Here is an 11,091-nt window from a genome sequence, read left to right as displayed (position 1 = left end):
CCCATGCCGACCGCCCTGCCCGCCCGTCTCGAACCCGGCCGCTGCTACCCGCTCGGCGCCACGTGGGACGGCCTCGGGACCAACTTCGCGGTATTTTCCGCGCATGCGCAGCGCATCCAGCTGTGCGTGTTCGATCCGACCGGCCGCAAGGAGCTCGCGCGCCTCGACCTGCCCGAATGCACCGACGAGGTGTGGCATGGCTACCTGCCCAACGCGCATCCGGGCACCGTGTACGGCTTTCGCGCGGACGGCCCGTACCAGCCGCAACACGGCCACCGCTTCAATCCGACCAAGCTGCTGCTCGATCCGTACGCGCGCAAGCTGGTCGGCCAGTTCCGCTGGTCGGACGCGTTGTTCGGCTATCGCGTGCATTCGAACCGGGCGGACCTGTCGATCGACCGCCGCGATTCGGCGCCCGCGATGCCGAAGGCCGTGGTCGTCGACGAGGCGTTCGACTGGAGCACCGATCGCCGCCCGAACGTGCCGTGGCGCAGCACCGTGATCTACGAGACCCACGTGCGCGGCGCGTCGATGCGCCGCGCGGGGCTGCGACCGCCGGAGCGCGGCACGTTCGCGTCGCTCGCGCATCCGGCGTTCGTCGATCATCTGCTGTCGATCGGTGTGACGACGGTCGAGTTGCTGCCGGTCCATGCGTTCCTGCAGCAGCGCGCGCTCGTGCATCGCGGGATGCGCAACTACTGGGGCTACGACACGGCCGCGTTCTTCGCGCCGGAGCCCGCGTATCTCACGACCCGGCGGCTCGACGAAATGCGCATCGCGATCCGCCAGCTGCATGCGGCCGGCATCGAAGTGGTGCTCGACGTCGTCTACAACCACACGTGCGAAGGCAATCAGCTCGGCCCGACGCTGTCGTGGCGCGGCCTCGACAACGCGAGCTACTACCGGCTGCGGCCCGACGATCCGCGTTACCACGTCGACGAAACCGGCTGCGGCAACACGCTGAACCTGTCGCATCCGCGCGTCGTGCAGATGGTGATGGACTCGCTGCGCTACTGGGCGACCGCGTTCAACATCGACGGCTTCCGCTTCGATCTCGGCGTGACGCTCGGCCGCGAGGATCACGGCTTCGAGCCGGGCGCGGGGTTTTTCGACGCATTGCGGCAGGACCCGGTGCTCGCGCAGCGCAAGCTGATCACCGAGCCGTGGGATCTCGGCCCCGGCGGCTATCAGCTCGGCCGCCATCCGCCCGGTTTCGCCGAATGGAACGACCGGTTTCGCGACACCGTGCGGCGTTTCTGGCGCGGCGACGCCGGACAGCGCCCGGAACTGGCCGCGCGCCTGTCGGGCTCGGCCGACCTGTTCAACCACGGGCGGCGCCGCACGTGGGCGTCGGTCAATTTCATCACCGCGCACGACGGCTTCACGCTGGCCGACCTCGTGTCGTATGCGGGCAAGCACAACGACGCGAACGGCGAGGACAACCGCGACGGCCGCGACGACAACTGCAGCGCGAACTGGGGCGCCGAAGGGCCGACCGACGACGCGGCGATCCGCGACGTGCGCGCACGCGTCGCCCGCTCGATGCTCGCGACGCTGTTTACCGCGCTCGGCACGCCGATGCTGGTCGCCGGCGACGAGTTCTGCCGCACGCAGCACGGCAACAACAACGCGTATTGCCAGGACAACGAACTGTCGTGGCTCGACTGGGACCTGGCGCAGAGCGAAGAAGGCGTGCAGATGACGCGCTTCGTGTCGCGGCTCGCCGCGCTGCGGCGCATGTACCCGGTGATGTCGGCGCCGCGCTATCCGTCGGGCGACCGCGACGGCGCGCCGGGCATGCGCGAGATCGACTGGTTCGACGAACGCGGCGACGCGCTCACCGTGCCCGCCTGGGAAGACGGCGAAGGCCGCGCGCTGACGATGCGGCGCGTCGGCACCGGCCGCACCGGCCGCACCGAGGCGTTGCTCGTGATGCTGAACGCGTCGGCCGCGACCATCACGTTCATGCCGCCCGCGCCCGTGCTCGAGTACCGCATCCTGCTCGATACCGCCACACCCGACGCCGGCCCGCGTTCGTGGCCGGAAGCCGGGCTCGACGTCGCCGCGCACGCGGCCGTGATCGCGGTCGCGGCCGTGCCGCCCGATCACCCTTCCTGAGGACCGCCATGACCACCCGTTCCGCGCGCCCCACCCGCACGCATGCATTCGAATCGTCGTTCGGCGCGACCTGCGTCGATGCCGAGCGCACGCGCTTCCGGCTGTGGGCGCCCGCGAGCCGCACGGCCGCCGTCGAACTGCAGGACGAAGGCGGCCGCGCGATTCCGATGACGCCGGCCGGCGACGGCTGGTTCGAGACGGTCGCGCCGTGCGGCCCCGGCACGCTGTATCGCTACCTGCTCGACGACGCGCTCGCGGTGGCCGACCCCGCATCGCGCTTCCAGCCTTACGACGTGCTGGGCCCGAGCCAGGTCGTCGATCCGGCCGCGTACCGCTGGCGTCACGACGGCTGGCGCGGCCGCCCGTGGCACGAGACGGTGCTGTACGAGCTGCACGTCGGCGCATGCGGCGGCTACGCGGCCGTCGAGCGGCGGCTGCCGTCGATCGCCGAACTCGGCGTGAGTGCGATCGAGCTGATGCCCGTCAATGCGTTTCCCGGCGCGCGCAACTGGGGCTACGACGGCGTGCTGCCGTTCGCGCCCGATGCGTCGTACGGGCGGCCCGAAGAGCTGAAATCGCTGGTCGACACCGCGCACGGGCTCGGGCTGCAGGTGTTCCTCGACGTCGTGTACAACCACTTCGGCCCCGAAGGCAACCTGCTGCCGCGCTACGCGCCCGAGTTCTTCCGCGCGGACCGGCAGACCGCGTGGGGGCCGGCGATCGACTTCTCCCGCCCGCAGACGAGCGCGTTCTTCATCGACAACGCGCTGTACTGGCTCGACGAATACCGTTTCGACGGGTTGCGCATCGACGCCGCGCACGCGATCGACGACGACGCGTGGCTGCGCGAACTCGCGCGCCGCGTGCGCGCGTACGCGGGCGATGCGCGCCACGTGCATCTCGTGCTGGAGAACGAGCGCAATACCGCGAGCCTGCTCGGCCCCGGCGGCTTCGACGCGCAATGGAACGACGACTTCCACAACAGCGCGCACGTGCTGCTGACCGGCGAGCGCGACGGCTACTACCGCGCGTACGCCGACGCGCCGCTGCGCCATTTCGCGCGCACGCTCGGCGAGGGCTTCGCGTACCAGGGCGAGCCGTCGCCGCTGCACGACGGCGCCGCACGCGGCGAGCCGAGCGCGCATTTGCCGCCGACCGCGTTCGTCGCGTTCCTGCAGAACCACGACCAGATCGGCAATCGTGCGTTCGGCGAACGGCTGCGTGCGCTCGCGAACGACGACGCGGTGCGCGCGGCGACCGCGCTGATGCTGCTCGCGCCGTCGATTCCGCTGCTGTTCATGGGCGAGGAAGACGGCAGCACGCAGCCGTTCCAGTTCTTCACCGACTATCGCGGCGCGCTCGCCGACGCGGTGCGCGACGGCCGGCGCCGCGAATTCGCCGCGTTTCCCGCGTTCGCGGACGCCGCGCATCGCGACGCGATTCCCGACCCGAACGACATCGCCACGTTCGTGCGTTCGTCGTCGCACCATCCGCCCGACGAGTCGTGGCCCGACGCGGCCGCGTGGCGGCGGTTCTACCGCAGTGCGCTGGCGGTGCGCGCGGCGCTCGTGACACCGCACCTGCCCGGTGCGCAGTCGCTCGGCGTCGACCTGCTCGCGGGCGACGGCGATCCGCAGGCGCTCGTCGCGCGCTGGCGCCTCGGCGACGGCAGCACGCTGACGATCGCGCTGAATCTCGGCTCGCACGACGCGGCGCTGCCCGCGCTGCCGGTCGGCAAGATCGTGTTCGAGACGCCGCCGCGCGCACGCGACCGGCTGCCGGGCCGGCACTTGCCGCCGCGCGCGTGCATCGCGTGGCGCGACGGCGCGGTCAACCAGGATGCGCGGCAGCATCGCGCGAACGGACGGAGCCCATCATGACGACCGACGTCCCGATCGCGGCGCTCGCCCGTGCGGCCGGGCTGGAGCCCGACTGGACCGACGCGGGCGGCGTCGCGCGGCGCGTGGACGACGACGCGCTCGTCGCGCTCGTCGACGCGCTCGGCTGGCCGTGCGGCACCGCGATCCAGCGGGTCGACAGCGCGGCGGCGCTCGCCGACGCGAACGCGTCGCCGCCGCGCGTCGTGACCGGCGACGCCGGCCTGCCGCTGACGCTGCCCGCAACCGTCGCGTCGCCGGGCGCGCGCTTCCGGATCTCGCTCGAAACCGGCGGGCACGTGGACGGGCGCGTGGGCGACGCAGGCGAACACGGCACGCTGCCGCCGCTCGCGATGCCCGGCTATCACGCGCTCGACGTCGGCGAGCAGCGCATCGGGCTGGCGATCGCCCCGCCGCGTGCGCAGCCGTTCGACGGGTTCGCACGCCGGCCCGACGCGAGACGCTGGGGTATCGCGGCGCAGCTCTACAGCCTGCGCCGCGCCGGCGACGACGGCGCGGGCGACTACACGGCGCTCGCGCGGCTGGCCGCGCAGGCGGCGCGCCACGGCGCGCAGGCGGTGGCGATCAGCCCGACGCACGCCGGCTATCCGGCGCTCCCCGCGCACGACAGCCCGTATTCGCCGTCGTCGCGACGCTGGCACAACGTCGCGTATCTCGACTGCGACGCGGTGCCGGGCGCCGAGGCCGCGTCTCGCGCATCCGCGGCCACGGCCGACACCGCGCTGATCGACTGGCCCCGCGTGCTGCCGATGAAGCTGCGCCGCCTGCGTGCGTGCTTCGATGCGTGGCGCGCCAGCGACGACCCGTCGCGCGACACCTACCAGCGTTTTCGCGCGGCGGGTGGCGCGGCGCTCGACGCGCATGCGCGCTTCGATGCGCTGCAGGCGTTCTGCATCGAGCACGGCATCGGCGCGGACTGGCGGCAGTGGCCCGCGCCGTGGCGCATGCCGGGATCGGCGGAAGTCGACGCGTTCGCGCACGCGCATGCCGACACGATCGCGTTCCACACGTTCCTGCAATGGTGCGCGTCGCGCGCGCTCGGCGACGCGCAGCACGCGGCGCGCGGCGCGGGCATGGCGACCGGGCTGATCGCCGATCTCGCGGTGGGCTCGGATCGCGCCGGGAGCGACGCGTGGGCGCACGGCACGACGCTGCTGCGCGGCGTGTCGCTCGGCGCGCCGCCCGACCTGTTCAACGCGGCCGGCCAGGCGTGGGGCGTGACGACGTGGTCGCCCGAGGCGCTGCGCGCGGACGGCTTCGTGCCGTTCATCGAGCTGCTGCGCGCCGCGTTCGCGCACGCGGGCGGCATCCGCATCGATCACGTGCTCGGCTTCGCGCGGATGTGGATCGTGCCGGACGGCGGCTCGCCGCGCAGCGGCGCGTACCTGCGCTATCCGCTCGACGATCTGGTGCGGCTTGTCGCGCTCGAGGCGGCCCGCCATCGCGCGATCGCGATCGGCGAGGATCTCGGCACCGTGCCGGCCGGATTGCGCGAACGGCTCGGCGCGCAAGGTGTCGCGGGCATGCGCGTGCTGTGGTTCGAACGCGACGCGAATGGCGCGTTCCGGTTGCCGTCCGCGTGGGATCGCGATGCGATCGCGACGACCTCGACGCACGATTTGCCGACCGTGGCCGGCTGGTGGCGCGGCGTCGATCTCGGATGGCGGCGTATTGCAGCCGAGGCCGACGCCGCGAAACGACGCGACGCCACGCCGCCGCGCGACGTCGCCGCCCCGGCGCCGGACGATGCGAGCGCGCACGATTCGGACGAGATCGTGCAGAGCATGGCGTTCGGGCACGACACCGTGCCGCGCCCCGAACCCGGCAACCCGACGCCTCCGCCGGCGCCGCCTGCCGAGCTGCTCGCCGCGCACGCGGAACGTGCCGGCGAGCGCACGGCGCTGTGGCGCGCGCTGCAGGAGGCCGGGTGCGTGCCGGCCGGCGCCGCGATGCCGCCGGCCGACATGCCGCCGGTGACCGCGATCCTCGGATACGTCGCGAGCGGCCCGTCGCCGCTCGCGCTGCTGCCGCTCGAGGATCTGCTCGCGCTCGACGCGCAGCCGAATCTACCGGGGCCGCCGTGCGGCCATCCGAACTGGCGGCAGCGGCTGCCGCGCACGATCGACGCGCTGTTCGACGCCGACGTACGCACGCGCATCGCCGCGATCGTGCACGCGCGCCGCGCGCCGAGGCACGGCCCATGATCCCGCGCGCGACGCTGCGACTGCAACTGCATGCGGGCTTCACGTTCGACGACGCGGCCGCGCACGTCGACTACTTCGCGCGGCTCGGCGTCAGCCACCTGTACCTGTCGCCGGTGTCGACGGCCGAACCCGGCTCGCTGCACGGCTACGACACCGTCGACTACGGCGCGCTCGGCGCGGAACTCGGCGGCGAAGCCGGCTTCATGCGGCTCGTCGGCGCGCTGCGCGCGCGCGGCCTCGGCGTCATCGTCGACATCGTGCCGAACCACATGGGCGTCGGCGGCTCGTCGAACGGCTGGTGGAACGACGTGCTCGAATGGGGACCGGCGAGCCCGTACGCGCGCACCTTCGACATCGACTGGCATCCGCCCGACCCGGCGCTCGACGGCAAGGTGCTGCTGCCGTGCCTCGGCGCGCCGTACGGCGACGCGCTCGCGGCCGGCGACATCACGCTGCGTGTCGATCCGGCCGCGGGCCGCTTCACCATCGCGTGCCCGGGGCGGCGGCTGCCGGTCGCCGTCGCCACCTACGCGGAGATCCTGCGCATCGCGAACCGCGCGGACCTGAACGCGCTCGCCGAGCGCTTCGACGCCGCGCCGGCACGCGACAGCGCGCGGCTCGCCGCCGCCCATGCGGCGCTGCGCGACCATGGGCGCGCGCACGGCCCGCACGCGTTCGACGCGATCTTGCGCGGCGCCGACCCGCGCCGCGCGCGCTCACGCGCGTGCCTGCACCGGCTGCTCGAACGTCAGCACTACCGGCTCGCGTGGTGGCGCACGGCCGCCGACGAGCTGAACTGGCGGCGCTTCTTCGACATCGCGACGCTCGCGGCCGTGCGGGTCGACGACGATGCGGTGTTCGACGCCGTGCATGCGCTACCGCTGCGCCTCCATGCGGCCGGGCTCGTCGACGGCGTGCGCGTCGATCACGTCGACGGCCTCGCCGATCCCCGCGCGTATTGCCGCCGGCTGCACGCGCGGCTCGCCGCGCAGCGCGACGCGCGGCCCTACGTCGTCGTCGAGAAGATCCTCGCGCCCGGCGAGGCGCTGCGCACCGACTGGGCCGTCGACGGCACCACCGGCTACGACTTCATGAACGACGTCGGCGCGCTGCTGCACGACCCGGCGGGCGCCGAACCGCTGGCCGCGCACTGGGCGGCCGTATCGGGTTGCGCGCGCACGTTCGCGCAGCAAGCCCTCGACGGCAAGCGGCGCGTGCTGATGCGCCAGCTCGCCGTCGAGCATGCGCGGGTCGCGCGTTTGCTGCACGGGATCGCGCGCGCATCGCCGGCGACGCGCGACGTCAGTCGAATCGCGATCCAGCGCGTGCTCGGCGAACTCGCGGTGCGGCTGCCCGTGTACCGGATGTATCCGGCGCCGGGCGACGAACTCGCCGAGGCCGACCGGCGCGTGCTCGCGCATGCGTACGACGGTGCGTACGCGGCGGTCGATCCGGCCGACCGGTTCGCGCTCGAGCGCGTCGCCGCGTGGCTCGGCCTGCCGGTCGTGCGCGTGCCGCGTGCGAACCCCGACGCGCTGGCCGCGGCGCGTGTCGCGTTCGCGCAGCTCACCGCGCCGCTGGCCGCGAAGGGCGTGGAGGATACGGCCAACTATCGCTATGGCCGGCTGCTGTCGCGCAACGAGGTCGGCGCCGACGCCGGCGACTTCAGCCTGTCGCGCGGCGCCTTCCATGCGCGCAACCGGCGCCGCGCGCGCACCGTGCCGCACGGGCTCGTCGCGACGGCCACGCACGACCACAAGCGCGGCGAGGACGCGCGTGCGCGGCTCGCGGTGCTGAGCGAAGCGCCCGATGCGTGGCGCGCGGTGTCGCTCGACTGGTCGGCGCTGAACCTGCCGCATCGCGGCGGCGCGCACCGCGACCTCGCGTGGACGCCCGGGCCGGCCGCCGAGGCGATGCTGTACCAGACGCTGGTCGGCTGCTGGCCGCCGGCGCTCGCACCCGACGATGCGACCGGGCTCGCCGCGCTCGCGACGCGCGTCGTGCAATGGCAGACGAAGGCGCTGCGCGAAGCGAAGCAATACACCGACTGGCTCGCGCCCGAGCCGGATTACGAGCACGGCTGCGAAGCGTTCGTTCGCGCGATCCTGACGCCGCGCAGCGCGGGCGATTTTCCGCATCGGCTGCACGCGTTCGTCGCGCGGATCGCGCCGGCCGGCATCGTCAACAGCCTGACGCAAACCGCGCTGCGGATCGCGTCGCCGGGCGTGCCCGATCTGTATCAAGGCACCGAGTCATGGGATCACTCGCTCGTCGATCCGGACAACCGGCGCGACGTGCCGTTCGCGACGCTGGCGGCGCAGCCGGTCGACGGCCCGGTCGCGTCGTATCTGCCGACGTGGGCCGATGCGCGCGTGAAGCGCGCGCTGATCGAGCGGATGCTGGCGCTGCGGGCGCGGTGGCCGACGACGTTCGCGGACGGCGCATACGTTCCGCTGCGCGTGCGCGGCCCCCTCGGGCGGCATGCGGTGGCCTTCGCGCGATGCGACGACGCGGCCACCGTGGTGGTGGTCGCGACGCGGCTCGCGTGCCGGTTGCTGGGCGAAGCGCCGGGGTTGCCGCGTGTGGCGCCTCGCGAATGGGGCGATACGGCGGTCGTGCTGCCGCGCGGGGTGGAAGGGCCGTGGGTCGACTGGCTGAATGCGCGGGACGCGCTCGACGTGCCGGATGGCGTGCTGGCGCTCGGTCGCTGTTTGGGCGAGTTGCCGGTGGCGGTGCTCGTCGCGGCATCGGCCAATCAGGATCGTCTTCGCGACGCACGCGCCCGGTAGCTCGATCCTGTCGGATCGTCGGCACCTACCAAACGGAGGCCCCGGTTGAGCGGTAGGATATCGATTTCCACGGCCGCAGATTGGGGGTAATCAAATTTATGCAAAACAGGCCGCAGATAATCATTTTTGTGCATCCGTAATCGATTGGTGTACAAACCGGACGTTTCTAATCGATTTTGCGCAGAAGTCGAGCCGACCGACAGGCGCTTCTGCGTGCTCGAGGGAATCGTCGAAATGCCGGATCACCAAGCCGATCGAGTCCTGCGCTCGATCGAGCAAAACCATGGACAACTCAGCAACGTCCTGGCGAAGGAAATGCCCGTTCTGCAACAACCCGGTATCTGGCCCGCTATCGTCGATGCAGTCGCCGCGGCATTTCGCGACGGTGAGTCGGTCAACGTCGCGATTGCCGATCGTTACCGGCCCGAACGGCCTTCGGGCCAGTAACGGCCGCCCCCTCACGACCACTCTTCCGGCGGCATCTCGCCGCGGTCGTCCTCCCACAGCGGCTTCCTCCCCTCGTCTTCTCCGCGGCTCGGCGTCACCGGGCCGTTCCCGCCGTCGTTGCCGCGCCCGGCTCGCCGCGCGCCGTCGCGCGCCCCCGCCGCCTGCGTGCGTGCTCGCGTGCGCGTCGGCGTCACGGTCCGCTGTCCGTTGCGGCGGCGTTCGTCCGTCGCTGCGTCGTTAGTCTGTCGTGCGTTCGAATCCGTAGCCATTTTTTCTCCCTGAGTCATCGAAGGAACCGGTCGCCCGAACGCCGCAATTTCGGTGCCGCCCGCCGGGCAAGCGTCTTGCTATCCCGATTCGACCGCAACCGTTCCGGAGGTGACGATGCCGACGAATCGCAACACGCCGCCCGCCACACGCCGCCGCCTCGGCGGATGGATGGCCACCGAGGAATCGCACATGGCCGCGTTCCGCGAAAAAATCGCGAGCGAAGCGCGCGCGCATGCCGGCGACCGGCTGCGCACGCCGGCCGTGCAGGCACTCGCGCGGCTGTTCGACGACGACGCCGTGCTGCGCATGAGCCTGAGCCGCGCGATCGACGAAGCGCGGGAAGCGGGATACCGACTCGGCTACGCGTCGATCGGCGAGCTGATGACCGTGCTCGACCATCTGATGACCTACACGCCGCCGTTCAGCGAGGAAAGCCTGATCGTGTGCCCGTTGAACGCGTTCTTCGACTGGCCGATGTGCATGCCGTCGGGCCACGCGGTGTTTCGCGACGCAGCCGTCAATGCGCAGTTGAAACGCGTGCTGAACGTCTGGTGCGACTTCCTCGGCGGCCCGCATTCGCGCGCGCATCTCGACACGTCGGCACCCGACGGCTGGTTCTGCGACGCCGCGCGCAAGCGTCTGGGACTGTCGCAGTTCCAGTATCGCGAAGACCAGCCGCACTGGGGCTTCGATTCGTGGAACGATTTCTTCACGCGCCGCTTTCGAGACGGTGCGCGGCCCGTTGCGGCGCCCGACGATCCGCACGTGATCGTCAGCGCGTGCGAGGCCGCGCCCTATCACACCGAAACCAACGTCAAGCTGCGCGACACGTTCTGGATCAAGGCGCAGCCGTATTCGCTGCGCGACCTGTTCACGCCCGCCTGGCTGTCGCTCGCCGAGCGCTTCGTCGGCGGCGACGTCTACCAGGCCTATCTCAGTGCGTACAACTACCATCGCTGGCATGCGCCGGTGCGCGGCGTCGTCACGCACGCGTATCGGGTAGACGGCACGTATTACTCGGTCGCCGAAGCGGAAGGCCCGGATCCGGCCGGACTCAACGACTCGCAGGGTTACATGACGGCGGTCGCCGCGCGCGCGGTGGTCGCGATCGCGAGCGACGATCCCGGCATCGGCACCGTGGCGGCCGTGTTCGTCGGGATGGGCGACGTGTCGTCGTGCGTGATCGAGGTCGTGCCGGGCCAGCGCATCGACAAGGGCGACGAGATCGGCTATTTCCAGTTCGGCGGCTCGACCTACTGCCTGCTGTTCGAGGCCGGCGTGATCGACCGCTTCCTGCACGCACCGCCGTTCGAAGGCCAGCCGCCGGTCGTGCAGGTCAATGCGTCCGTCGCGATCGCGCGGTGA

The 11,091-nt window shown here is 72.0% G+C and carries 7 protein-coding genes; 6 read left to right on the top strand and 1 reads right to left on the bottom strand.

The window, feature by feature from the left end:
• Nucleotides 1-3: 3 nt before the first annotated feature.
• The 5 genes from glgX (at nucleotide 4) to WT53_RS30270 (ending at nucleotide 9,456) form a co-directional block, all read left to right on the top strand.
• Nucleotides 4-2,118, top strand: a complete 2,115-nt coding sequence (glgX, locus tag WT53_RS30290; RefSeq protein WP_034209231.1) for a glycogen debranching protein GlgX — start codon at nucleotides 4-6, stop codon at nucleotides 2,116-2,118.
• A gap of 8 nt (nucleotides 2,119-2,126) precedes the next feature.
• On the top strand, nucleotides 2,127-3,998 hold the full coding sequence (treZ, locus tag WT53_RS30285) for a malto-oligosyltrehalose trehalohydrolase (RefSeq protein ID WP_034209232.1): 1,872 nt from the start codon (nucleotides 2,127-2,129) through the stop codon (nucleotides 3,996-3,998).
• Nucleotides 3,995-6,220 (top strand): 4-alpha-glucanotransferase, encoded by a 2,226-nt coding sequence (gene malQ, locus WT53_RS30280; protein ID WP_034209233.1) that lies wholly within the window; start codon nucleotides 3,995-3,997, stop codon nucleotides 6,218-6,220. The genes treZ and malQ overlap by 4 nt, the downstream gene beginning before the upstream one ends.
• A complete protein-coding gene (treY, locus tag WT53_RS30275; RefSeq protein ID WP_034209234.1) occupies nucleotides 6,217-9,009 on the top strand; it encodes a malto-oligosyltrehalose synthase in 2,793 nt (930 codons plus the stop codon). The genes malQ and treY overlap by 4 nt, the downstream gene beginning before the upstream one ends.
• Before the next feature lie 147 nt (nucleotides 9,010-9,156).
• Nucleotides 9,157-9,456 carry a hypothetical protein gene (locus tag WT53_RS30270; RefSeq protein WP_230624963.1) on the top strand — a complete coding sequence of 100 codons (300 nt, stop codon included), beginning with the start codon at nucleotides 9,157-9,159 and terminating at the stop codon, nucleotides 9,454-9,456.
• An 11-nt stretch (nucleotides 9,457-9,467) separates the two neighbouring features.
• Here WT53_RS30270 and WT53_RS30265 read toward each other — a convergent pair whose 3' ends face one another.
• Nucleotides 9,468-9,725: a hypothetical protein gene (locus WT53_RS30265; RefSeq protein ID WP_034209236.1), complete on the bottom strand. Its 258-nt coding sequence runs from the start codon at nucleotides 9,723-9,725 to the stop codon at nucleotides 9,468-9,470.
• A 115-nt stretch (nucleotides 9,726-9,840) separates the two neighbouring features.
• On the opposite strand from WT53_RS30265, the gene WT53_RS30260 reads away from it, so the two are divergent.
• A complete protein-coding gene (locus tag WT53_RS30260) occupies nucleotides 9,841-11,091 on the top strand; it encodes a phosphatidylserine decarboxylase family protein (RefSeq protein ID WP_034209237.1) in 1,251 nt (416 codons plus the stop codon).

Source organism: Burkholderia sp. MSMB2157WGS, from assembly GCF_001532755.1.
Lineage (GTDB): Bacteria > Pseudomonadota > Gammaproteobacteria > Burkholderiales > Burkholderiaceae > Burkholderia.
This window is presented reverse-complemented; position numbering and strand designations above follow the sequence as displayed.